The sequence below is a fragment of the Mucilaginibacter sp. PAMB04168 genome, from assembly GCF_039634365.2.
Taxonomy (GTDB): Bacteria; Bacteroidota; Bacteroidia; order Sphingobacteriales; family Sphingobacteriaceae; genus Mucilaginibacter.
On sequence record NZ_CP155079.2, the window covers coordinates 896786 to 922259 of the forward strand.

The window sequence follows — 25474 nt, forward strand, 5'->3', positions numbered from 1 at the left end:
GTTAAAATAATGTAGGCGTTGTTAAGTTTCTAAACGGGGCGTTATACGTTGCTAAACGAAGATTCTTAACTGAATTATACTCAAGTTCAGTACAGTTTTTAAATATTACAGCAACTTCATCACTAGTTAAATGCAGTATTCCTCTTCGATAAATCGGAAGCTCCCAATGTGGTGAAAGCAGACCATTTATTTGATAAGTAACCCTTTGTGTAATAGAGTTTTTTTCACGGGTTGGGTTTACTTTAATTAGATAAGAATATTGCTCAAGGTAAGACAAAGTCTTTTCTATACCTTCATCAATATCAATCATCTTAATGCTAAAAGAAGACAGTGAGCTTTCCGATGGTATGTTAGAAAACCTTATCTCCTGCATATATTGTCCAATTTTACTTATACTCGTAGACATTAATTTGCCATCAATCCCAGCAGCACGAGCATCTTCCAAAAACCATTTACTTGCATCACCTAATCCGTTCATTTGTGATTTTTCACTTATTACACCACCTGAGAACGGATTCTCCTCTGCATAAATAGACCAGCGATAGATATGCTTAAGCATCATTAAAAAGAAACGAGGAATACCAGCTGACATTTTTATTATTTTGTCAATTCCTGAATAAGATAATGTTTCTCTTGCCTCTCTATGCAATTGGTCAATCAAATCATATTTGAACTTATCTAATACTTTGTAATGGGCTAAATTTTTATTGCTAGAATCAGATACGTATAAAAGACAATCTGACTTTATTGTTTCAGATGCTTTCCTCAAATCGGCTCCCGCTTTCCATTCTCTATAAAATATCATAACGTTAGTTCTCTCCAAGAGAGGATTTTTGTCATATTTCAGGTTGTTTATGATTGATTCTATATGTGCTGCCTTTTGTTTTTTAAGGCTCTCTTCTAACTTAAATAAGTAAGATTTACTATGCTTTTCTTCTTTCCCATTTAATTTTTTAAAAAATTTATCTAAGTCAAACTCCTCAAAATAGGAACTTAAGCTATTTTTAGATGAGCCTAATTTACTTAAACTAAATCCAGATTGCTTTAGTCGAGATAAGCAAATTTCCTTGGCATATTTTTCAAACTCTGAATTATTGTTTCTAAGGAATATATCGATAACATACTTTTCTATTTCTGATCCAACTTTTAGATCTTCATTACCGCTAAATGTATTCCATGTCTTAATTCCATACCACCTTACACCAACACGAAATGATACTGGAGATTCTCTTTCACGAATTAAGGTATTAATGTATCTCTGTTGATATTCTTCAAGATTTTCAAACTCATCAACTAAGTAAATAAATTGAATTCCTTTAAACTCTTTAATAACAGACTCAAGGATTCCAGGAAAACCAAAAATTAATCTTCCAGGCGTTACTAAGATGTCAGCTTCGTTTATATCCTGGCCTGTAATTACAGAATTATTGACATCATAGTCAACTTGTTTTTGCCGCTTTTGTAAAAAGTCACTAAACGACTTCAATGTGTCAAACTCTTTACTGACATCTCTATCAAATAGTGCATAAAGCTTTTTGCAAATAGAGTTTTCATATTTCAACAATACATTTTTATGTGTGTCGTTCAAATCGAATACTATATTGACTAATAATTGAGTAAACCACAGTTCGATATAATATGAAAATATATTTTTCCAAGCCCCTTGGCGATATATCCCCCCCTTAAATCTACTTGAATTTAGCCCACTACAGCGTAAATAAATACCAATATATCTATCGTTACTGATTTGCTGCAATAAGTCCTCCTTGTGTCTTATTTTCTGCAAGTTGTAGGAAAAGTACCGCATGATATGAGTCTTGCCACTTCCCTTTCCTCCCAATAAGAAAACCGGCATAGGCGACAATGGCTTTACCATATCGATAAATCCGTTACCTCCCGAAATATCAACCCAGTAATTGTTGATTTCCTCATCAGAGTAATCGACTGCTTTGGTGATATTGAATGGATTTATTTTGATATCAGTCATTTAATAAGTTTTATTATGACGTTTAAAGATAGGGTACCATGTAACACGTTCCTCGTTATACCATATAATTGGTAAAGTATTATCGGGTATATTATGCGAAAAACCTATTAACAACTGACATCCTCCCCAGCCAAGCTTTGCGTTATCTACATAGGCATCTAAATGAGAGCCAGTAAAACCCGCTCGTGACCCAATATCTCTTACTAGTGGTTCTCCATACCTTTCACAAAGCTCTTTTAAGAAATCCTTATTTATATGAGGGGAACAATTTTGTAAGTATCTTGAATCGAGGGAAAAAAACTTAAATGAGTTGTCGAACTCGACCACTGCTTCAACATTGTTAAAATCTGCCATTACAGACACTGTTTCCTTACCAATTTTAGTAGCAAATAGCATTAAATAAGAAATTTGAATATCTGGGTTTAGTGCTCTAATCTCAGAAACATTATTTTTTGCATAACTTAGTGCTTGACTACCTGAGCCACAGAAATCATCAAACAAAACATAGTGATTGACATGAGCATGCTTTAAGGCTTTTTTTCCAGAAGCGTCGACAGTGAACAAGTCATTGCTAGATCCAAATAGACTAGTTGAAAGTTTATTCTCTTGCCGAAAACTATAAAGCAAATGATTGCCGCTCTCAGAAGCGTTTCCCATCCCCAAAAACATTGTTTTGCTTTGCGCAACTTTGAATTCACTTTTTATAAATTCTAAGTCGACAGTGTTTTGATTAGACTGTCTGATTTTCTTTATTATAGGGTATTTATAAAGATCCCGGTAAAGACTTATCAATAACTGTTTAATTTGTATACTACCAAAATACATGAAGTTTGATAAAAGAAAAAGTGCGTGCGTTCTTTCCTGATCTGTTTGGAAATTCTCCATCCATTTGTCAATGGCAGCTTTTTTTGCTTTAGATTCCCATGTGGTCTCATTTAGCACTTTTATTTTGCCATGCAATTCATCTTCAAAGCTTTTAATATCCTGCATTTTATTTTTTTAAAACTAAGACCCACTCACGTGTTATCACATTGGCTGTTTTATTACGCTTTGTCATTAACCCATATGACTGTATATCGTCGATGAGTCGTAAAACTGTCGTCATTCCCAAGTCTTCCAAGATTAATTTTAAATATTGTTGAGTTTCAAACTCTAGCCCGCAAACTTGATTGTTACCGACTACAAGTACTATATAACCGCCAGATTTTAGCACTCTGTAAGCTTCTTTAAAGGCTTCTCGCATTTCGCGCAGATAATTTCCAGCAATGTGTGCTCTTAAAGGATTAATTTTATAAATCTTTTGCAAAAGTATATCTGCTTCAACTATGCCGGTAGCTCGGAAATTAACGTACTCGGATTTTTTGTAGTTCTCTCGTCCAATGTTTTGAGCGTCAAGATCTTTAAGGGTACACTCGTCATAAACCATATTCAACCAACCTAGATTTAAACTAGATGATCTAATATATTTTTGTGCACCTGCATATGGCGGAGATGATATGATAAGGGATACTGAACCGTCCAGCATCTTTTCTGAACTTCCTATGTCAGTCGTTAGATTTCTAGCATCATTTGAAATTATTGAAGCTGTATAAGTATTTAGCCTCTTTTGTCCCAAAAGCTTAAATCTTTGGATATTATCATTGACAATTTCAATGAATTTTTCCGTAACATTTAAGTAGTTTAGGCCATCGAGCTTTCGCTTAGATTCTTCATATAAAGGGTGGCTTTGCTTATATCTATCAGGATTTAATTTGACAGGCACAGATACTCTAGGATCAGCTAAACTTACCTTTTTTACGCAGTTTGAAAAACACACTAAGAAAAAATCTCTTATCTCTGTTTGCTCAATCAGACTTATAGCATTAAATATAACTTTAAGCTGACTAGTAATATTGGGAAGAAACCAAAAATTAACGTTAGGAACATTAGGGGATATTCCATCAGGCCTCAATTTGATATTAGAAAGCAAATCCTCAAAATGGTTTGTTAAACTATCATAACTATATTGGTGAACTTTAACTTTGGAGATAAGCCTTGCCAATGGATTAGCATCTGCCCCTATAGCATTTCTTTCAGCGAGAATTGCTTCAAGCATCACAGTACCCGAACCACTAAAGCAGTCTAAAATCAGCTCTCCCTTTTTAGAAAACATGTTGTTATTTAAAAAAAAATAGGGTATATGCATTAACAACTTAGCTGGATAGCTATGGATAAGATGGGTATATCTATCGGGCTTGTATAAATCAGGCACAAGATCACGAAAGGACACCTCAATAGGAATACCAGTGAGTTTATAATTTCTTAAATAACTCTCTATCTGCTCGTCAAAATTTACTGTTTCTACAGAAATTACGTTTGTCTCCTGCATATTACAACAGCAAGCCCTTAAGGTTAGCGGGAGAATAGTTAATAGATTTTAAAGTTTTATTATCAACGGAACGAAAAACAAGAAACTTAGAATCCTCTTCCTGTAAATAGGATTCACAGTTTTCAGAGGTGCGATAATGTTCGATTGTTTTGTGGGCCTCTTCTAAAGTTTCACATGCTTTGCTCATGTTCGAACGATGTACTTCATCAAACAATGCTTTAAATTTTTCACCTAGGCCAAATTCCAAAATTGCCCCAGCGAGCACATATTGAATATCGCATAGTGCATCAGCAATTTCAACAATATTTTGATCATTAATTGCCTGTTGTAACTCTTTGACTTCTTCGGCCAAAAGAGAGACTCTTAAGTCGCATCTTGATTTAGACGGAATCGCAGGCGTTTCTAATATTGGATGCTTAAAAGTTCTATGAAACTCTGCAACTTGACTCAATGGCGATGCTTCTTGCATAAATATTTATATTTTATCAAATATACCTAAGTTGATATACATTAGCAATGGTTTTAAAGCAGAATGATTGTCATTAAGGACTACGGAGATTTCCTTTGCGGCATCCTTAGCTAGGAGGTAATTCTTAATTTAAAAAACGAACCGAATAGCGTGCAATCTAATTAACTCTAAATTATAATACTTATAAATTCAAGGCAATAACCATTCATCACTTTTAAATATGCAAGAAAATAACTTTTAAATTCAAGCCAGTTGAATTGACATGTAATTCTTAACAATGCATTAACTGTACTTAACCAAAATGGGTGTTATAAACCTTAAATTGATGTGAAGTGTAGTTGATATATAAGTTTGAATACGATTAGACTCGTGCTTCTCTACTCAAAGTTAGCTTCACACCCGCACATAGTCGCTAACGCTTCAAGGTTGTATCTCGTAATTGGGTTTCCCGATGGGAGCCTCCGCAATTACTCAATCTCCACCTTGCCATAGTGTGTCTGTTCAGCAGTTCGTCTGTTCGAGAATTTCCTCGGATTAAAACTTACTGCAATGACAGACATTAGACAACTACTCAAAGAGTTCGAACACTTCGCTTACGGCCAATCCCTGCACACCGCCTTTACTGATCTGTTAGACTGGACACTTTTGCCTTTTAAAAGGTATGATAGCCAGGCAGAGCAACAAGCAGCACTGGACAAATACCGAAACCACAAGAAGGTAAACGAACTTGTTGAGCTTGTAAAGATCGTAGGCGACTTATCAGAAGGCTTTGCAGATCCACTTGGAGAACTGTACATGCAAGCAATCAGCAATGGACATAACGGTCAGTACTTCACACCAGAACCTATATGTGATATGATGGCAGCTATAAGTGTTGGCAATCCAACTAATGAACAAACCGTTGCGGATTGTGCATGTGGCAGTGGCAGAATGCTACTTAGCGCAGCGAAGATCAACAGGCACCTTAAATTCTACGGTGCAGACTTGGATATAACTTGCTGCAAGATGGCTTTGCTTAACATGCTGCTTAACTCTTTACAAGGTGAAATAGCACATATGAACTCTATCAGCAATGATTTCTACAGAGGTTTCAAGGTGCAAACCACCTTAGTTGACGGTTACCATATGCCTTACTACAGCGAGTTTAGTGAGCATAAGCAAAGCCAGTTGTGGCTTAAACCTATAAAGGAAGCAACTCCTAAATTTGATAAGCCATTTGAACCTATAAGGGCTTCACAACCAATAAATGGTGTTCAGGGTAGCTTGTTTTGACAAGCTTCATAATTAAAGTATATTCGAATTAGTATTTTTTTAGTGCATTATGGTGCTTTATCGAAAGGTTTTACAGTGGAAATTAGATAATTCAACATTGCCAATACGTAAACTTTATCTTCATCACTAACATGCTGATAAATTAGGATTTATGGCCAGGAAACTACATTACAGTCAACCGTTAAAATATTTTTGGAAGCATCTTTATGGAACTCAAAAAAACTTACCCCTGAGTTCACGGATGAGCAGATATTTTCATTATTAAGAGCAAATCTTTTAAAAAAACCTTTTGGCCCTGATGAGACTCAAGATACAAGAGGATTAGTTATATCCGGACTTGAGCTGTGGAGGCAGGATTCCAAAGCAGAACTTTTACACATTTTCTTTCTTGACAAACAGTTGAGAGATTTTCTTGAAGAAACACGTTTGCCTGATTTAGAAAATATTAAACAATTTCTTTACGAAAATGGAGAAATCAAAGAAATCTTCCGTAGGTATTCGAACGCCACAACCGAACACTTTACTTATAAGTTTGCATTGCATATGCCCAATGAGGCAGATGGATATGCCTTTTCGTTAACTATTGAGGATAATGGTTCGGTAGATTTATATTTTTCGCAAGGCACAAATGGCGGTCGTATGTCAGACAAGTTTTATACAGACTTAACTAAGCAGAATGACACGACTTCATTAACCATTTTAAAGATGTTTAGACTTGCGCTAAATACAATTGCATATATGAATTGCTTTCCAGATTGTGTTACAGATGGTGTGCCAAAAGATTTATTTGAACCAAGCGTTCGCAATACAGATAGAAACATCACATTCCACATATCTGAAAAGATCAGGGATATTGGCAATTCAACAACATCAAAAATGCCTCATTTCAGAAAGGGACATTTTAGGGTGCTTCAATCGGACTATTTCGCTAACAAAAAAGGACAAACTATTTTCGTAGCCGAAACAATGGTAAAAGGAAAAGCGAAAACTGTTTCAGTGTCAGATGATATTAACGAGTTTATGAATAATCCACTTACAGATTGACCTTTTAAAGCTTGGATGGATAGCTAAACTATAACCTTGAACGCTAAATTAGCCACGTTAATTGAAGATTTTGAACTTTAAAATAATGTAAATCTTTAAGTGGAATGAACTTATAATTTGATCACATTGAGCTTTTTTAACGATACCGTCGAGACAGAAGTGATTTATTTGAATAGATCACATTAAAGCTAGACAATTATTGTTGCTTTGAACTTTCGGCTTCCTTCGCCATTTTTTCTTCCGATTTAAACATGTCAGGATAAACTTCCTTGATATTTTTGTCTACTTCTCCTTTGATACCATAATGATATATATATAACCCATATCCTGTAATATCAAGATGATTACCCCAAATGGAAATAGTGCCTGAATTATTAAGAAGAGGATAAAGTTCTTTAGTATCTTGGTATATTGATCCTCGGAACGGTGTTTTAAACTCTGCCATATCATCAAATAATGATACCCCAAACATATTCAGTTGATTTAAACAGTAGCTCAAATTAACAAAGTCATTCCAGCCATAAACCCCATTCAAGTGGGCCGCGAATAGGTTGGCAAAAACTTTCGACTTTTCAATTTGGAGGAAATTATCATTGAATATCATAATTTGTTCCATTACCTTTTCACGATATTTTTCATCTGTATCAAAATCGTTCTTAAACTCATCAAACTTTTCTCTAGGTAATTTTCCAGTGTGGAACTCTTTGAGAAAAGTTAAAATTTTCTTAGTGAAAAATATTTCCTTTACTTTTAATCCAGATTTGACAACGCCCACAACTGTTTTAACAATAGGGATTTCTTTGAGAATATCATCGCTAACAAATGCATCCAATCCTATCTCCGCATAATCTAACGCGTTGTCAAAATTGTCAGAGACTAGAGCATTAGCGACTTCTTTGCTCGTATCTTTATGCTCTGCGTAGGAGTCTTCTGTGGTTGTATCGGCCATCTTATATTGGGGAGTTGTGTATGTTGTAAGTGACGTTATTAAATGTACTCTAGTTATATAAATATTAAATCTAAATGTAGTAAACGCCTTAGACACAAATCAACTACAGTTCATATTAAGGGGATATAAAAACCCTTTTTTTGATAAAAGTGTAGTTACATAAGCGTTCACATGTTACTTGCAGATTTTACCTTTTTAATGGTTGAAGGGCAAAGTGGCAACATCAATCCTCAAAATCATCCACTACAAATTACATAACTAGGGGTTATAAACCCTTTTTCACTTGAAAAGTATAGTTGATAATAATTTCTCTTCATTGATTGTATCGATAAACAATACCGTTTGGAGAGTATACTGTAAATAGTTCAATGGCATCAATGGTACGTTATACTCCATAATAACGCTAGGCTTAGTCAGCCTGGCGTTCTGGTAAAATGTCTGACAGGGTCACTCAAGCAGCAATCATGCTTCCTTTACTTTTAAAACATACAGATAACTATTCTTTAAAAGTCAACCCACTCAATCTAAAGTGTCCAAACACCTTCTATAAAACATACATCCTGAAGTACCCGCATCTATATTTATAGTGGACACTTCAACACAAAGGGTCTATAAGAAAACCTTTTGGTCAATATGTGTCCATTGGTATGTTGTCAGTCCATGCTTTAAGTTCCCTTTATAAAGTTATAAATTCTTACAAACGTGGATTGAGGAAGGTGAGTGACTATAGAATTATTTAGCAAAGTTACACTTATAGCTGCTGTAGCGCATGAAAGACTACGGCATAAACACAAATCAGCCTACTACCCAATATTTATTCCGTTTCCTTTCTTGCTTGATTGCTATAAGCGTGTGTGGGCATCATAATTCTTTATTCACTTAACTTCATAGACATGGGAGACACATCTTAAACCAATGTTTGACTTTACAAGGTAAAGGGCTACATTAGCTTTACAGTTCATTAAATTATTAATTCGGCATACGTGTTAGTACATAGATAGTACATTTAACATTAAAAGGTTAAAAAACTTGCATTCGAACCTGTGACCTATGGATAAACCTTCTTCTGTTAATCAGAGGGTCGCTGGTTCGAGCCCAGCCTCAGGAGCCAATGCAAAAAGCCTTACCATGCCCGGTAAGGCTTTTTTGTTTCTAGGCCATTTACGATATCCTATCTGAAACACTCAGATGTTCGTAAAATGTTCGCACACTGTTTGTACAACCGTTGGCCACAACAAACAATGTTATGGTCTACTTAAAATTCTTTCTCAATTACAAGCGTCAAACCCTGGGCCAACCAAGTTCAGTTCTCCTAAGAGTTACATTCAACCGTCGTAACACATCTATTACTACTAGTGTACGAGTAAAAACAGATGAGTAGGATGCTACATTAGGTCAGGTCAAGCGTGCAAACGCAAACTTCCAACTTCTAAACAATAAGCTAACCGAACTTGATCTGCGAGTTCAGAAAGTCGCTCTACGACTTGAAGACAATAATGAGTTCTCATTCGAGCAATTAAAGGAAGGCCTCATAGACAAACCGAAAGCTATTCAACGTTCATTAACTTTTAATGAGTATGCAGCTCAAGTAATCCAAGAGCTCAAAGAAGTCAAGCGTACGGGTAACGCTGTTGTATACCAAACAGCACTGAACCGTTTAGAACAGTTCTGTAGCAATTCTAAATTAAAGTTCACAGACATTAACTTTACATTGCTCGATAGTTTCAGCAGACATCTAACGGTTAGAGGCTTAAAACCTAACTCAATCGGTAACTACTTCAGGTCAATCAGAGCTATTTACAACAAAGCTATTAAGGCAAAATTGGTTGATCGGTTATACTATCCATTCACGGAGATTTCTATTAAGACTGTCAGAACAGCAAAGCGCGCAATCACAATAGACCACATAGCTAAGTTGAGCAAACTAGAGCTGCGACCCAATAGTAAAGAATGGCATGCACGTAATTACTTCTTCTTAAGTTTTAATTTGATAGGTATATCATTTACAGACTTAATCTATCTTAAACCGGATAACATCATCAAGGGCAGGGCAGTCTACCGACGTAGGAAGACAAAGAAAGAATATAGTATTAAACTTACTACAATGGCTCAACGACTGTTAACCTATTATCGACATACCGGAAAGTACCTGCTGCCTATTTAACGCCTAGTATCCTAAGAAATGTTGTGCTTCTTTGAGTAAGTCTGCTACAGTTACTTAGATAGAAAGTTGATGAGTACCGATTCAAATTTTATAAATATTGTTCTACATCTTTTTTCCGGAAAAACGTTTACCTCCTGCCCATTTTTAAGACCTTCACAGACCATAAATAGAAACTAAATTCTAGCAAATACCTCAAGATCTCATATGTAATGGTTCGTTTTTAGTCCTATTAAGGCTCCCTTTCCTAGCGAGCCCCAATGGTACTCGAACCGCTTAAACACTACAATCCAAAGCACTCAATAATCTGATATCTTCTAACCAGTGGTTCGAACTCTGCCAGTCTGGGGAAGTTGAATACATTGCTCGAAAAGTGACGGCTTTTTTTATTATAATTATAAATTAAGCGGATTATTCGAGTTGGAATTTACTATTGCAAAATATGATTCTTTTATGGTTCGAGCCCATCCTGAAAACCTTCGCTGCAACGCATCCTAATTAAATGAGTTAATTAAAAATGCGCCAGTTGATGTTCATAAACACGATTGTGGCAATACTTTATTAAGACTGTAGATTTGACTGTATTTTACCCTGGCAATGACGAGCAACATTGAAATTTGATTTCACGTTAAACAATCTTTCTACCTCCTGTGAAATGCTGAACATAGACTTTTAGGTTGAAGTTTTGTTTCTAATCGTAACGTTAAACTGCAAGCAATATACCTGAAGACAGTAGCAGCGAAATGTATAAAAAATCCTTAATAGTTGCCTGGCTTTTGAGGAAACGGGTTGCTTGACTAATCTGGTTTTCTACGGTCCTTTTTGATATTCGTAACCGTTCCGCAATCTCATCGTTAGACAAATCTTCTTTTCTACTTAAAATGAAAATCTCTCTGCACCTGGCAGGGAGGGGCGTGAGGTATTGCTCTAATTTATAAAACAATTCGTCTTTGCCATAACGGTTAACGGCAATATTTTCTACAACCGGCAACAAGTAATCTATATCACTCCCTAACGTATCAACCAAATGCGGTTTAGCGGCGTTGCTTTTTAAATACTTGTAGCAATTATACCGTACTGCGGTAAAAAGGTAGGCCGGAAAAGATGTAATTACCAGTTGATGCCTGCGGTCCCAAAGGGTTATAAATATATCATGCACTATCTCCAAACTGGTATGCTCGTCATCCAGGTACTTAACAGCAGTTTTGAAAAGTTTATACCAATACTTTTCAAACAGCTCACGAAAAGCTTGATCATCGTCAGACTGTATAGCCGACCACAAAACAGGATCAAATAGTTTGGACATATAATTGGTTATCCAAATAACAAAAAATTATATGACTTTTCAAAAAAAGCTTTTTCTAAAAAAATAATTTAAAAAGCGTGTGAGTCAGCCATATTGTTTTCGCACTCCTATAATAGAACCACACCAAATGGACCGGGAAGAATACCTAAAACTGGCAGCTAAATATTTAAACGGAGAGTGCACCCCCGAAGAGGAGGCTGCATTGATGTCTTATTCAGACGGCGTATCATTGGATGACGACCAAACGAATGAGATACCTGCAAAGCACTTATTTGCTTACAAACAGTTAAAGGGTAAAATAGACAATCACTTACAAAAAACTAAAGTTAGCAGTAATAGCCCCCGTTACTCCAAATGGATAGGAGTCGCTGCCGCTGTATTAATTTTTGCGTTAGGAGCATTGTGGATTTTTCATTCACCACGCCCTGCTGCAACTACACAAATAACATACAAGCCCAAAAATCCTGTTGTAAACAAAGGCACTGCACTCATATTAGCTGATGGTGAACAAGTGGATTTGAACAGCAGCAAATCACAAAGCTTAAACAATAAATCAGCGCAAATTGAACTGGTGACCAAAGGTCATATTAAATACCGCGAAGGCGTTGCTACTGATGAGCAACCATTGGTTTATCATACTGTTGCTACCCCTGTTGGCGAACATTACGAGTTAGAATTATCAGATGGTAGCAAAATATGGCTCAATGCGCAATCATCGGTGAAGTTCCCGGTACTATTTAATAAATCTCACCGCGATATAGAGATTAGCGGAGAGGCCTACTTTGAGGTAGCAAAAAATAAGGCCGCACCATTTACCGTGTCTGTTAACGGAACTGCTATACGCGTTTTAGGCACCCATTTCAATGTTTCGGCATACCCGGGCGAGCATACCGTAAATACTACGCTGCTTGAAGGTTCGGTTGAGTTGGTTGCCGGTGACCATAAAACTTTATTATCTCCAGGAAAAATTGGCATTGTTGATCCGGTAAAACAAAGTTTTAAGGTGGAGGATGCAGATATTGATCAAACTATGGCTTGGAAAGGCGGCCTGTTCGTTTTCCGCGATGAGAATATTTGCGAAGTAATGAAAATTGCGGCTCGCTGGTATGGTGTTAACATTGAAGTTGCTGATGATGTAAAAACCAAAACCTTCGGTGGTACCGTATCGCAAAACCGCAGTCTTACCGATTTTATGGAATTAATTAAACTAACAGGGGGCATTAACTATAAAATAACAGGAAGGAAGGTAACCGTCATGAAGTAATATCACCGGCGGTTGAAAAAAGGAAAAGCCGAAAGCGCTGCAACGCTCCCGGCATTCGAAATCAGCCGTAAAAAAGAATGTAATCGACACAAACCAATTACTAAACCAATTAAACCAAATGTATGAAAATTTTACTGCAAAAATTTGCAGGTGCTATTTCTATGCGCAAAAACCTTTACTAATTATGAAACTTACTTTCGCTTTGCTGCTGCTTGCTCTTTTGGAAGTGAGTGCTACTGCCATAGCCCAAAAAGTAAGCTTAAACCAACGCAATGCCACGTTAAAAGTGGTGTTGGAGGAAATAAGAAAACAAAGCGGTTACGAAATTTTATATGATGCCGAACTAATTAAACAGGTAAGGAACGTAACGGTTACGGTTGAACAGGTAAGTGTTGATGAAGCACTGAAAAAATGCCTTGACAATCAACCGCTTACTTACGTTATTAAAAACAAAACCATTGCTATAATACCTATACGCCCAACTCAAAATGCCCCCGGGGCGGCTATACAAATAAAAGGTACCGTTACCGACGAAGATAAGCAACCTTTGCCAGGTGTTAACATACGCCTCAAAGGGGGCGGCGTGGCAGCGGTAACGTCAGCAACGGGGCAGTTCAGTATTAGTGTGCCCGATGCTAACGCCGTACTAGTATTCAGTATGGTTGGCTATGAATCGCGCGAGGTTAAGGTACCGGGCGATAATACGCAAATTACCGTAACGCTAAAGCAAATAAGCAGTCGGCTTGATGATATTGTGGTAGTTGGCTATGGCACACAACGTAAATCAGATGTTACCGGCTCGGTAGCTGGCATAAAAGAGCGTGAGATACAACAAGCCAAATCGGTATCATTTATGGAGGCTATGCAAGGCCGATTGTCGGGTGTACAGGTTACTTCATCATCAGGTGAACCGGGTAGTGCCGTTAACGTAACCATACGTGGTACCAACTCATTCAACGCAGGCACGCAGCCACTATATGTTATTGATGGAGTACAGATTGACGTAAATAACGCCGAGGCTGCGAGTTCGGGCAGAGGTAGCACCTCGTTAACAAACCCGCTTGCTGGTATCAACCCATCAGATATTACTTCGATGGAGGTGCTTAAGGATGCGTCGGCAACGGCCATATTTGGCTCGAGGGGTGCTAACGGCGTTATCGTAATCACTACCAAATCGGGCAAAAACAACTCTTCAACGCTTGAATTTAATACTTACGGAGGTATAGCCTGGGCACCTAAACATATACCTATGCTTGGCGCGCAAGATTACGCCTATTACCGTTTTGCCACGCTAACCGCCGATGGCAACTATGCCATTGATGTAAATAACGATAAGGTTATTGACTTTCGCGATCAGGTTAAAGATTTGAGCGGTGAAGTTAGCCACGATTGGCAAAAAGAGGCGCTACGCCATGCAGCCACACAAAGCTACAACGTAAGCTACAGCGGCGGTAACTCTCGTACTAACTTTTTAACCTCGGCATCGTACCTTAATCAACAGGGTGTGTTAATTAACAATAAGTATGAGCGTTACAGTTTACTGATGAAGATAAACCATAATGCGACCGAAAGGCTAAAATTGGGTGCTAATGTCAACTTATCACATGCTATTGGCTCTGGTGTAGCTTCCAACGGTGGTAATGATGTGCCTAACTACATTGGCCTTATGCAAATGCTGGTAATGACCCGGCCCGTAAATGCGCCTGATCCTACACAACTGGCTCTTGACCCCGATGGCGGCTCATTTTCTAACCCGTTAGATTTTGCTAACCTATCATACAAAAGAAGCCCGCTGTCTAGGGTACTTACTGATATAAACGCAAATTACCGCATTGTTAATGGCCTTAACCTTGACGCCAGGGCAGGCGCTATTCTTACATTTTCTAAGAACGGCGAGTTTTATCCAAGCACAGTTTCATGGGGCTATCCGGTAAACGGTTTGGCCTTGTTAAACACCAGTAATACTACCAACTGGTACCAAACTACTACCCTTACCTGGAACAAGCGCTTTGCGAAAAACCACTCTTTTACAGCCTTGGCCGGTTTCGAAGTAAACTCCTATCAGCAGGAAGCATCAAGCTGGATTGGACAGGGTTTTGATGTGCAAAACATTAATCCTATTGATAATATATCAACTGCAAATGTATTGCCTGCCCCGCCCAGCACCGACAAGCAACGCTACGTACGTGTATCACAATTTGCCCGTATCAATTACTCATTTAAAGATAAGTACTTGTTAACCGCAACTTTGCGTAACGATGCTTCTTCAAAATTGGCTGAAGGCAACAAATCGGCCAGGTTTCCAAGTATTGGTTTGGCATGGCGTGCTTCTAAAGAAAATTTCCTGAAGAATGTTTCAGCAATTTCCGACCTCAAATTCAGGGGAAGTTTCGGCTTAACGGGCAACGAGAGAATACCGCCTTACCAATCATTGTCTACATTGGCACCGGTATACTACTCTACACCTAACAATACAGCATCATTAGGTTTTGCACCTAACCTTATAGCCAACCCCATACTTACCTGGGAAACTACTAAAGCATACGATGCCGGTTTTGACCTGAGCTTGCTAAAAGACCGCATTAGCGTTACTGCCGATGTTTACCTTAAGCAAACTAAAGACCTGCTTTTACAGGCTGATGTTCCGGCACAGTCGGGCTTCATGCGCCAGTACCAAAACTTAGGTCAGATTGATAATCGCGGCCTTGAGGTTGCGCTTAATACCATTAACATTCGTACGGGTAATTTTAATTGGAGCTCTAACATTAACATATCTATGAACCGTAATAAGGTAGTATCATTAGGTAGTGTTAGCTTTATACCTGTTACCGTACGCGGTGGTGTTATTTCAACTGTTGGTCGCGTTATTGTAGGCCAGCCTATTGGTACAGCTTATGGCTATGTGTTTGATGGTATTTATCAAATTAGTGATTTCGGTATCAAAACCACAGCAGGTGCTGCGGTAGATCCATCAACCATTACCAGCGCCAACATTGCCAACTTTGTTTATACACCTAACAGCGGGGTGCCTGCAATGAGCACACGCTCAGCACGTCCGGGTGATAAAAAGTTTAAAGATCTTAACGGCGATGGCGTAATCAATGATCGTGATCGCACAATGATCAGCAACAGCAATCCTAAGCATTACGGAGGTTTTAGTAACAACTTTACTTATAAAAACTTTGATTTAAGCGTGTTGTTCAACTGGTCGTACGGTAACGAGGTGCTTAACCTTGGCCGGTCAAAACTCGAAGCCGGACAATCATTTTTTGCCAACGTTACGCAAGAATACTGGGACCATCGCTGGTTACCCGAGAGACCATCTAACGAATACCCAATCCTTAATGAACAAAGCAAACTGGATGTATCATCATACTACGTTGAGGATGCTTCGTTCTTACGCTTAAGAAACATGACCATTGGTTACACGCTTAACAAGTCAGCTTTCCTGAAAAAAATAGGCGTTAGCGGCATAAGAATATACGCTACAGGCGTAAACCTTTACACCTGGACTAATTACAAGGGCTTTGATCCGGAAGTTGCTTCTTACACTCCCTTACTACCAGGTGTCGACAATATATCTTACCCGCGCGAACGGTCGGTAATATTTGGGCTAAACTTTAAATTTTAATTATGAATCGTATACTTACTATTATGATAGCAGCACTTGCCCTTGTATGCGGTTCGTGCAAAAAGTTATTAGAAGAAAAGCCTTCCTCGGTGGTATCTACCGGCAATTTTTACCAAACTGCAAGTGATGCCGAACTGGCTTTAACCGGAATTTATGATGTGCTTAACACTCCCAGTGTACAAGGGTTAGGCAACCAGGCGCTTTGGGGCCGTGGTATACATTACATGACCAACCTTGGGGTTGATGATCTTTCGCAGGACGTTAGGTTTAGCGTTGGTGTACCCGAACTGGTACCATTTTATAACTACACCTACACATCTGAAAACCTACTTATATGGTACTCATATTTTACCTTTTATGCAGGTATAAACAGGGCCAACTTTGTAATCGACAAAGTTCCATCGATTAACATGAACGCTACCCGCCGTGCACAAATAGTTGGCGAGGCCAAACTTTTACGCGGGTTGTTTTATACTTATTTAGGTTGGCTATGGGGTGGTGTGCCGCTGATCACTAAAACCGATCCTGATTTTACTTCGCCGAGGTCAACCTTGCAGCAAGTACTTCAACAGGCTAAAGATGACTTGAAAGCTGCTTACGATGTGTTGCCAAGCCGCAATGCCACAGCTGGCCGCATGAACAAGTATTCGGCATCAGGCTTTTTAGCCAAGGTGTATCTGTATGAAGCATCGGGCAAGCAAAACAATGTTGGCCAGGATCTCAACTTTCCGCTTAACAGTTTTGATTATGTTAATGTAGCCGCCTCATATGCCGAAGCGCTTAAATATTGCAAGGATATATACGATAATAGCGGTTACAAGCTTTTAAGGCCATACAATAACCTATTCTTATCAGCTACAGAAGCTATAGCACGCGATGAAAATATGATGATTGTGCAATCGGGCGCGGGCGGTAACCAGGAGTATATTCTTTTTTCACAACTTGCGGGGCCAAGGGGTAATACGCGCGACAACAGTGGTACAAGTGGTTTTTTACGCCCCGTACGCGAATCATATACCAAGTTTAACGCAAACGATGGCCGTATTACTTGCTTTAGTGGATTATTAAATACCACTACCAATTTCACTACCGTAAACGGGTATAAGTATTACACCCCTGATCCCATAGCTGCAAACCTAGCTAATTTATCAACCAATAAATGGCGCGAAGATGATACCAAAGCACGCGCCGCCAGAGGTGTGGTAGTTTGGGGCGGAGAGGCCGATTTTGCTATACTACGATTTGCCGACATCATACTCATGTATGCCGAGGCTCGCTTCCAAACCGGCGACGAGGCCGGAGCGAGGACACTCTTAAGAGAGGTGAGGCTACGTGCTTGCGCAGATGATGTTGCCAAAACCAATCTCATTACTACCGCTTACCTTAAACCCAGCTTTATGGATGAGCTAATGGATGAGCGCGGACGCGAACTTTTTGCTGAAGGCTGGCGAAGGATTGACCTGATACGTACCGGAAGAATAGCAAGCGTGGTAAGCAGTTTGAGCACCACCGTTATGTTTACCGGGCAAGACCCTGTTTCGGTTAAGCAAAACTTTCAGCCGTATAAAATATGGTATCCTATACCAAGCCGAGATATAGCAACAAACCCTAGCCTTATTCAAAACCCGGGTTACTAAGTTTTAATAAAGGACTGCTATAATATAAAAATCGGTTGGGCAACGGGTGCATTATTGCTCCGTCAGTGGGTTCCTATTGCCCGGCCGTTTTTATGATGATTCAAAAAAATGCTGTAACTATCGCAGCAAGCCTATGTACCATGAGAAACTTTTTTTGCCTTTTGTTTTGTGTTTGCATTTGCAAGTTGGCTTACCCGCAACAGTTGCAGGTGGTTAATTATGTTGACCCTTTTATTGGTACAGGTGGTACCGGGCATACGTATCCGGGAGCCACAGTACCCAACGGAATGGTGCAGCTAAGCCCCGAAACCGGTTACGCTGGCTGGAATTATTGTGCCGGTTACCGGCATGAAGATAGTACCATTTTGGGCTTTTCGCACACCCACCTAAGCGGAACCGGAGCGTTAGACCTGGGCGACATTTTATTGATGCCATTTACCGGCAAAGTATCGCCTCAGGAGTATTACAAAAGCTTTTTCTCTCATCAGGACGAAAAAGCAAGTGCGGGTTACTACGCAGTAAAGCTGAAAACGTTCGGCGTAAAGGCCGAACTTACCGCATCGGCTCATGTAGGTGTGCATCGTTACAGTTATCCGGCCAAACAAGTTGCCAATTTACTGCTCGATCTACGCCATGGCTTGGTGGGCGAAACCCCCGGCAATCTTGACAGGCATGTGATGGAAAGCAATTTCAAAATGGAGAACCGCACTACGCTATCAGGTTATACTATTACCAACGGATGGGCAGGTCGCAAACATGTGTACTTCGTAATGCAGCTTAATCAGCCTTTTAGCAGCTACACCTGGGTGTCTGATTCTACCGCCAAGCGCAACCAAAGGGTAGTATTCCATTTTACTCAACCCGACCGTTCGCAGGTAATTGTTAAAGTGGGTATATCCAGCGTAAGTATCGAAAATGCACGTCAAAACCTAAAAGAAGAGGCGGGCAATGTTGACTTTGATCAACTGCACCAACGCGCCCGCCAACAATGGGAACGCGAACTTGCCTGTGTAGATATTGACGCTTCAAAGTCCCAAAAGCAAATTTTTTATACGGCCTTGTATCATGCCCTGGTTGCACCAAACAATATTGCCGATATTAACGGGCAATACCGCGGTGCTGATAATAAAGTTTATACATCGCCCGGTAAAGCGTACTACTCTACCTTGTCATTATGGGATACCTTCAGGGCACTAAACCCGCTGTACACTATCCTGTATCCTCAAAAAACAAACGGTATTGTAGCCAGTATGATTGACCACTACAAGGTTGTTGGCTACCTGCCTATATGGACTTTATGGGGGCATGAAAATTTTTGCATGATTGGCAACCATGCCGTGCCTGTTATTGCCGATGCTTACCTGAAAGGCATACGTAATTATGATACCGCCAAGGCTTATGAGGCTATGCGCACAAGTCTTACCGCTAATCATCGCAACTCCGAATGGGAACTTTATAACAAATATGGCTACCTGCCATCTAACCTTTACAAAGTAGAGTCTGTATCAACGACGCTCGAGAATGGGGTGGACGACTGGAGCGCAGCGCAGGTGGCTAAAGCAATGGGCAAAACGGCCGACTATCAGATGTTTATCAAACGGTCTGGCTTTTATAAAAACCTTTTCGATCGTTCAACCAACTTAATGCGCGGCAAAAACAGCGACGGAACGTGGGTGAAACCTTTCGATCAGTTCAAGATATCTCACGCCAATACATCGGGAGGTGATTACACCGAGGGTAACGCCTGGCACTACAGCTGGCACGTTATGCAGGATGTAGACGGATTGATGAATCTCTATGGTGGTAAAAAACGTTTCGTATCAAAGCTTGATAGTCTTTTTGCGCTTGATTCAAAAGTTTATGGCGATGGTGCCACTGTTGATGTAAGCGGCCTTATTGGTCAGTATGTACAAGGTAACGAACCTAGCCATCATGTGGCTTATTTGTATACACTGGCCGGCGCGCCTTACAAAACACAGGAAAAGATAAATACGATTATAAACACCTTATACAGCAACCAGCCCGATGGGCTGAGCGGTAACGATGACTGCGGGCAAATGAGTGCCTGGTATATATTCAGTACACTGGGTTTTTACCCTGTAAATCCGGCTTCGGGGCAATATGTGTTTGGGGTGCCTGCGTTTAAAAAGGCAACCTTAAAGTTAGGCGGCAAGTCTTTTGTTGTGGAAGCAAAAAACTTGAGCGATCGTAACCGTTACATAAGCCGCATACAACTGAACGGCAAGCCTTACACACTGCCTTACATCACCCACGCTGCTATCATGAAAGGTGGACAACTCACCTTTGAGATGACGGATAAGCCATCTATAGCCTCACTAACCAATTAACATAAACTAAACTATGAAAAGGATTTTAAAAATGATAACTGTTGCAGCTTATTTGGCTGCGCTTACGTCATTTGTAAATTATAAACCTTTCAGGCTATTTGTACTTGGCGATAGTATATCACTCCAGTACGGCACTGATTTGAGTAGGTTTTTGGGTGATGGATATACCATCGAAAGAAAGACAGGCGATTCTGTAGCATTTAAAAATCTTGACATTCCCGTAGGTTCCAACGGTGGCGATTCGCGCATGGTACTCAAATACCTTAAAAGCAAAGTAAACGACCCATCCTTTAACCCCGATCTTTTTGTGCTCAACTGTGGTTTGCACGATGTAAAGAAGGATCCAACCACTGGTAAGGTTGCGGTTGAAGAAGCCGATTACCGCAGCAACCTGGAACAGATTTATAAGCTTATCTCACAAAAAAAGATTCCGATGATGTGGGTAAGAACCACTGGTATCATTGATTCTATACATCGGCGAAATAAAGGGTTTAATCGCTTTAATAAAGACATTAAACTGTACAATCAGATAGCCGATGAGGTGTTCATCGCCCATCAGGTGCCCGAAATAGACCTTTTTACTTTTACCGAGGCCCAGGGAGACAACCGTTTTGTAGATCATGCACACTATACACCCGAGGTACGCAAGCTTCAGGCCGCTTACATAGCAGGCTCTATCCGGTTATGGAAACAAACATTAAACTTTAAGACTAAGTAAAACTCATGCAAAATATCACCCATCATATAAACACTAATCAATCCACGCCATTGTCGGGTCGTGCCAGGCGTTTAGGGCGCAATATGTCGTGCTGCTTATTGGCTGCGGCAATGTTGTTATTAACGCTTAATCACACCGCGCAGGCACAAAACGGTAAGCACTACGAGCTAAAATCGCCCGATCAAAAGATTTCTGTTGCAGTTAGTGCCGGTAGTGCCTTGCTATGGTCGGTAAAGCACAATAGTACTGAGGTAATTAAACCTTCGGCTATAGCTGTACAATTGCAGGGAATGTTCTTGGGCAGTAATGTAAAGGTGGTCAGCGCAAAGCAGCGCGATGTGAATAACGTTATTAAAACCACCTTTTACAAAAGGGCCGAAGTGGACGACAAGTATCATGAACTGGTGCTTGATTGTAAAGGTGGATACCAGGTTCAGTTCAGGGTATATAATGAAGGCGTGGCCTATCGGTTTGTGCTCAATCATAAAGATTCGGTTACCGTACTATCTGAGCTATCAACCTTTGATTTTGCTGGCACTCCTACAGCCTATATCCCTTACGTTGACCCTAAGCGCAGCGCCGCCGATAGGTATCAATCATCATTTGAGAATATTTACACTCATTTACCGCTGGCCTCAGCAGCGAAAGATTCACTAGCTTTTTTACCATTGTTGGTTGAACTTGCTGATGGAAAGAAAGCAGTAATTACAGAGGCAGACCTGGAAGATTATCCGGGCATGTATCTTAAAAAGGGTAGTTCGCCCAACGCTCTTATTTCAGATATGGCACCCGCTCCTAAAAATGAGAAGCGCGGTGGATATAACAATGTACAATCGGTAGTTACCGGACGTGAAAATTATATAGCTAAAATTAGCGGCAAACGTACCTTGCCATGGCGCTTAATAGCTATAAGCGAGCAGGACAAGGATTTGCTCGATAACGATTTGGTGTATAACCTGGCCTCCCCATCCCGTGTGGCCAATACCGGTTGGATCAAACCGGGCAAGGTTGCCTGGGATTGGTGGAACGACTGGAATATATCAAAGGTTGACTTTAGGGCTGGTATCAACACCACTACCTATAAGTATTACATTGATTTTGCTGCCGCCAACAAGCTGGAATATATTATGCTTGATGAAGGATGGTCGGAAAAGGCCGACATTATGAAGATCATACCTGATTTGAACCTGCAGGAAATCATTGACTATGGCCGCAGTAAAAATGTAGGTGTTTGGTTATGGACAGGTATGTATACCTTGAACGAAAAAATGGATGAGGCTTATAACCACTACGCTAAAATGGGTATTAAAGGTTTTAAAATAGATTTTATAAACCGCGATGACCAAAAAATGGTGGGCTTTTACTACAAAGCCGCCAAAAAAGCTGCCGAGTGGAACTTATTGGTAGATTTTCATGGAGCTTACAAGCCAACCGGCTTAAACAGAACGTACCCAAACGTACTGAATTTTGAAGGCGTTTTTGGTATTGAAAGCTTTAAGGCACTGCGCAAAGAGGTTGATTTTCCGGGTTATGAAACTTTAGTGCCCTACATCAGGATGCTGGCGGGCCCGCTTGACCATACACCCGGCGCTATGCGTAACGCTACTAAAAAGCAATATGTTACATCGTACAGTATGCCTATGAGCCAGGGAACCCGTTGCCACCAGGTAGCGTTGTATATTACCTATGAGGCACCGCTTAATATGCTTTCTGATAATCCCACGGTTTACATGAAGGAGCAGGAAACCACCGATTTTATTGCAGCCATACCTACGGTTTTTGATGAAACCGTACCGCTTGGCGGCAAAGTAGGCGAGTATACCGTTTTGGCGCGCCGTAAAGGGAACCAGTGGTTTGTAGCTGCACTTAACAACTGGACGGCCCGCGATATTGAGGTCGATCTTTCGCCATTGGGTAAAACTGCTTTTAGCGCTGTAGTTATGAAAGACGGCATAAACGCCGACCGCGATGCCACCGACTATAAAAAGGAAAGTGCAACCGTGAATCCTGGCAGTAAAATTAAGGTAAGGCTTGCACCGGGTGGTGGTTGGGCTGCACGTTTAACAGCCAAGTAATAAACTCCGTCAACCAATTTATAAAAAACTATGTATATGAAAAGAATTAAGTTTTTACTATGCCTGTTAACTACCGGCATGTGCTTCATATTCATCTCTTTTGTTAAACGCGATAAACCTACCATATACCTGGTAGGCGATTCTACCGTTGCAGGCGGCTGGGGAAAGCTTATGTACCGTTATTTTGATACCACCAAGGTGAGCATTCAAAACAGGGCTGTGTCGGGTACCAGCAGCCGTACATTTTACACAGGTGTATTTCATGACCCATCGCTGGTTAAAAACGGCATGTGGAAACCTATAGTTAAGCAGTTAAAACGCGGCGATGTAGTATTCATCCAATTCGGGCATAATGATGACAGCCCGGTTAATGACACCCTACGTGCAAGAGGCAGCCTCAGAGGTACCGGTGATGACTCAACTGTTTTACAAAACCATTTCACTAAAAGCAAAGAGGTGGTGCATACTTATGGCTGGTATTTATCGCGCATGGTTGATGAAGCAGAGGCCAAAGGCACTACAGTAGTAATTTGTTCGCCTGTACCTAAAGACAAATGGAAAGATGGCAAAATAGACCGGGTAAATGAAAGCTATGGCAAATGGGGTAAGGAAGTAGCCGAAAAAAAGGCGGCTTTGTTTCTGGATCTGAACAACATTATAGGAGACAGGTACCAGGAGCAAGGACAGGAAGCCACAGCTAAATATTTTATTAATGACCACGTACACCCAACTACCGAAGGAGCACAGGCAGGTGCACTTACTGTAGTTGATTTTATTAAAAACGGCAACCTTAAAATCAAAGATTATTTAACGCAATAATTGTCTGTATCCAATATACATTGGCCATGAAAAAGAACATAAAACACTTACTAATTATACTGGCTTTCTTTGCTTCAGTCTATAACGCTTCGGCCAAAGATTACCTCATTACCGATTTTGGTGCTAAGGCCGATGCCAAAACCGACAATACTGCCGCTATACAAAAAGCAATTGATGATTGCAGCGCTAAAGGCGGCGGCAAGGTGGTTGTACCGGGTGGAGAATTTGCCTCAAGGATGATATCCCTGAAATCAAACATAAACCTGCACCTGGAGGCAGGGGCAAAAATCAGCGCCATTGCTAACGGCTTCAAGTACACCAGCCTGGTAATGGGCAACGAAGTGCAAAACGTTTCGGTTACTGGTAGCGGTACGCTTTTTGGCAACGGCGGTAATTTTACCATTGGCGAAGAAGCACCCAACCGCCCGTATATTATATTTTTTAAAAATTGTAAAAACGTATTGGTCGAAGATGTCCATCTTTTACAATCAGCATCATGGACGCTTCGCCTGTTCGGCAGCGAACATGTAACCGTTAGGGGCGTGTCCATTTACTCGCATGCCAACTTAAATAATGATGGTATTGATATAGATGGTAAGGACATCATTATAACAGGATGCCATATTGACTCGGGCGATGATGCCATTTGCCTTAAAAGCGAGGATTCCACCAAACGTGTTACCGAAAACATCACCATAACCAATTGTATAGCCGCATCAAACTGTAACCTTATTAAAATGGGCACAGGGTCAATTGGCGGCTTCAAAAACATATCTATCAGTAACTGCACATTGCGTCGGGCCACCGAATCGCCGTTTCATAAATGGGCAGATAAGGCCGATCATTACATAGGTTTGCCTATCAGCGGCATATCAGGCATTGCCTTAGAGATTGTGGACGGAGGCATTCTAGATCAGGTAAGCATAACCAATATTACCATGACGGGGGTGCAAACACCCCTATTTATGCGGTTAGGCAGTCGTAAAAACCCTACCGGGAGCTTTAAAAATGTGGTTATATCAAACGTCACAGCCACGTGCCATAGCCGTATGTCGAGCATGATTGCAGGTGTGCCCGGATTCAATATTGAGAATGTAACCTTACGGGATATTTTGATAAACAGTCAGGGCGGCGGTACCCGTGAGGATGCTGAGCGTAAAGTACCTGAAAAAGAGCAGGAGTACCCCGAAAACCGCATTTTTGGCTGGACCATACCTGCCTCGGGTTTGTTCGTGCGGCATGCCAACAACATCAATATCGATAACTTTCAGGTAAGGTTAGCCGCTCCTGACGCCCGCCCCGCATTATACCTTGATGATGTGAAACAGCTTAAAGCAACAAATATAAAAGTGGACGGCGAGTATATAACTGATGAAGCGGTGTACAAAGCCAATGATGTTAACACTTTGGTAAACCAGTAACAAAC

17 protein-coding genes are annotated in these 25474 nt (G+C 40.3%); 11 read left to right on the top strand and 6 right to left on the bottom strand.

The features are described from left to right. Position 1: 1 nt before the first annotated feature. The 4 genes from ABDD94_RS03905 to ABDD94_RS03920 are packed head-to-tail and all read right to left on the bottom strand — an operon-like array spanning position 2 to position 4824. Positions 2-1987 carry a hypothetical protein gene (locus ABDD94_RS03905; protein ID WP_345954772.1) on the bottom strand — a complete coding sequence of 662 codons (1986 nt, stop codon included), beginning with the start codon at positions 1985-1987 and terminating at the stop codon, positions 2-4. Then, complete coding sequence (locus ABDD94_RS03910) at positions 1988-2977, bottom strand: hypothetical protein (protein WP_345954773.1); 990 nt, start codon at positions 2975-2977, stop codon at positions 1988-1990. A 1-nt stretch (position 2978) separates the two neighbouring features. Then, on the bottom strand, positions 2979-4355 hold the full coding sequence (locus tag ABDD94_RS03915) for a DNA methyltransferase (protein WP_345954774.1): 1377 nt from the start codon (positions 4353-4355) through the stop codon (positions 2979-2981). 1 nt (position 4356) lies between these two features. After that, positions 4357-4824 (bottom strand): nucleoside triphosphate pyrophosphohydrolase family protein, encoded by a 468-nt coding sequence (locus ABDD94_RS03920; protein WP_345954775.1) that lies wholly within the window; start codon positions 4822-4824, stop codon positions 4357-4359. A gap of 549 nt (positions 4825-5373) precedes the next feature. Between ABDD94_RS03920 and ABDD94_RS03925 the strand changes: the two genes are divergently transcribed. Both ABDD94_RS03925 and ABDD94_RS03930 read left to right on the top strand, forming a co-directional pair. Further along, positions 5374-6096 (top strand): N-6 DNA methylase, encoded by a 723-nt coding sequence (locus ABDD94_RS03925; RefSeq protein ID WP_345954776.1) that lies wholly within the window; start codon positions 5374-5376, stop codon positions 6094-6096. 192 nt (positions 6097-6288) lie between these two features. Further along, positions 6289-7140 (top strand): hypothetical protein, encoded by an 852-nt coding sequence (locus ABDD94_RS03930; protein WP_345954777.1) that lies wholly within the window; start codon positions 6289-6291, stop codon positions 7138-7140. 196 nt (positions 7141-7336) lie between these two features. Here ABDD94_RS03930 and ABDD94_RS03935 read toward each other — a convergent pair whose 3' ends face one another. After that, positions 7337-8089, bottom strand: a complete 753-nt coding sequence (locus ABDD94_RS03935) for a hypothetical protein (protein ID WP_345954778.1) — start codon at positions 8087-8089, stop codon at positions 7337-7339. A gap of 1591 nt (positions 8090-9680) precedes the next feature. On the opposite strand from ABDD94_RS03935, the gene ABDD94_RS03940 reads away from it, so the two are divergent. After that, complete coding sequence (locus ABDD94_RS03940) at positions 9681-10253, top strand: site-specific integrase (protein ID WP_352432899.1); 573 nt, start codon at positions 9681-9683, stop codon at positions 10251-10253. 700 nt (positions 10254-10953) lie between these two features. On the opposite strand, the gene ABDD94_RS03945 is transcribed toward ABDD94_RS03940, so the two are convergent. Beyond that, positions 10954-11556, bottom strand: coding sequence for an RNA polymerase sigma-70 factor (locus ABDD94_RS03945; protein ID WP_345954779.1), 603 nt, complete (start codon positions 11554-11556; stop codon positions 10954-10956). A gap of 127 nt (positions 11557-11683) precedes the next feature. Between ABDD94_RS03945 and ABDD94_RS03950 the strand changes: the two genes are divergently transcribed. The 8 genes from ABDD94_RS03950 to ABDD94_RS03985 all read left to right on the top strand — a co-directional run bounded on the left by ABDD94_RS03950 (position 11684) and on the right by ABDD94_RS03985 (position 25469). After that, entirely contained in the window at positions 11684-12820 is a 1137-nt protein-coding gene (locus ABDD94_RS03950; protein WP_345954780.1) for a FecR domain-containing protein, read from the top strand. Positions 12821-13004: 184 nt separating this feature from the next. After that, on the top strand, positions 13005-16451 hold the full coding sequence (locus ABDD94_RS03955; RefSeq protein WP_345954781.1) for a TonB-dependent receptor: 3447 nt from the start codon (positions 13005-13007) through the stop codon (positions 16449-16451). Positions 16452-16453: 2 nt separating this feature from the next. Then, a complete protein-coding gene (locus ABDD94_RS03960; RefSeq protein WP_345954782.1) occupies positions 16454-18088 on the top strand; it encodes a RagB/SusD family nutrient uptake outer membrane protein in 1635 nt (544 codons plus the stop codon). Positions 18089-18228: 140 nt separating this feature from the next. Then, a complete protein-coding gene (locus tag ABDD94_RS03965; RefSeq protein ID WP_345954783.1) occupies positions 18229-20436 on the top strand; it encodes a GH92 family glycosyl hydrolase in 2208 nt (735 codons plus the stop codon). A 13-nt stretch (positions 20437-20449) separates the two neighbouring features. Next, positions 20450-21154: an SGNH/GDSL hydrolase family protein gene (locus ABDD94_RS03970; RefSeq protein WP_345954784.1), complete on the top strand. Its 705-nt coding sequence runs from the start codon at positions 20450-20452 to the stop codon at positions 21152-21154. Between the two features lie 5 nt (positions 21155-21159). After that, positions 21160-23229, top strand: coding sequence for a glycoside hydrolase family 97 protein (locus ABDD94_RS03975; RefSeq protein WP_345954785.1), 2070 nt, complete (start codon positions 21160-21162; stop codon positions 23227-23229). A gap of 36 nt (positions 23230-23265) precedes the next feature. After that, positions 23266-24048, top strand: a complete 783-nt coding sequence (locus ABDD94_RS03980) for a rhamnogalacturonan acetylesterase (protein ID WP_345954786.1) — start codon at positions 23266-23268, stop codon at positions 24046-24048. A gap of 26 nt (positions 24049-24074) precedes the next feature. Then, positions 24075-25469 carry a glycosyl hydrolase family 28 protein gene (locus tag ABDD94_RS03985; protein WP_345954787.1) on the top strand — a complete coding sequence of 465 codons (1395 nt, stop codon included), beginning with the start codon at positions 24075-24077 and terminating at the stop codon, positions 25467-25469. Positions 25470-25474 lie beyond the last annotated feature (5 nt).

What these genes read in the sequence shown, in the direction of transcription:
- ABDD94_RS03985 (WP_345954787.1), top strand. Translation starts at nt 24,075, where the DNA reads ATGAAAAAGAACATAAAACACTTACTAATTATACTGGCTTTCTTTGCT.
- ABDD94_RS03915 (WP_345954774.1), bottom strand. Translation starts at nt 4,355, where the DNA reads ATGCAGGAGACAAACGTAATTTCTGTAGAAACAGTAAATTTTGACGAG.
- ABDD94_RS03980 (WP_345954786.1), top strand. Translation starts at nt 23,266, where the DNA reads ATGAAAAGAATTAAGTTTTTACTATGCCTGTTAACTACCGGCATGTGC.
- ABDD94_RS03925 (WP_345954776.1), top strand. Translation starts at nt 5,374, where the DNA reads ATGACAGACATTAGACAACTACTCAAAGAGTTCGAACACTTCGCTTAC.
- ABDD94_RS03975 (WP_345954785.1), top strand. Translation starts at nt 21,160, where the DNA reads ATGCAAAATATCACCCATCATATAAACACTAATCAATCCACGCCATTG.
- ABDD94_RS03920 (WP_345954775.1), bottom strand. Translation starts at nt 4,824, where the DNA reads ATGCAAGAAGCATCGCCATTGAGTCAAGTTGCAGAGTTTCATAGAACT.
- ABDD94_RS03955 (WP_345954781.1), top strand. Translation starts at nt 13,005, where the DNA reads ATGAAACTTACTTTCGCTTTGCTGCTGCTTGCTCTTTTGGAAGTGAGT.
- ABDD94_RS03960 (WP_345954782.1), top strand. Translation starts at nt 16,454, where the DNA reads ATGAATCGTATACTTACTATTATGATAGCAGCACTTGCCCTTGTATGC.
- ABDD94_RS03945 (WP_345954779.1), bottom strand. Translation starts at nt 11,556, where the DNA reads ATGTCCAAACTATTTGATCCTGTTTTGTGGTCGGCTATACAGTCTGAC.
- ABDD94_RS03935 (WP_345954778.1), bottom strand. Translation starts at nt 8,089, where the DNA reads ATGGCCGATACAACCACAGAAGACTCCTACGCAGAGCATAAAGATACG.
- ABDD94_RS03965 (WP_345954783.1), top strand. Translation starts at nt 18,229, where the DNA reads ATGAGAAACTTTTTTTGCCTTTTGTTTTGTGTTTGCATTTGCAAGTTG.
- ABDD94_RS03970 (WP_345954784.1), top strand. Translation starts at nt 20,450, where the DNA reads ATGAAAAGGATTTTAAAAATGATAACTGTTGCAGCTTATTTGGCTGCG.
- ABDD94_RS03905 (WP_345954772.1), bottom strand. Translation starts at nt 1,987, where the DNA reads ATGACTGATATCAAAATAAATCCATTCAATATCACCAAAGCAGTCGAT.
- ABDD94_RS03910 (WP_345954773.1), bottom strand. Translation starts at nt 2,977, where the DNA reads ATGCAGGATATTAAAAGCTTTGAAGATGAATTGCATGGCAAAATAAAA.
- ABDD94_RS03950 (WP_345954780.1), top strand. Translation starts at nt 11,684, where the DNA reads ATGGACCGGGAAGAATACCTAAAACTGGCAGCTAAATATTTAAACGGA.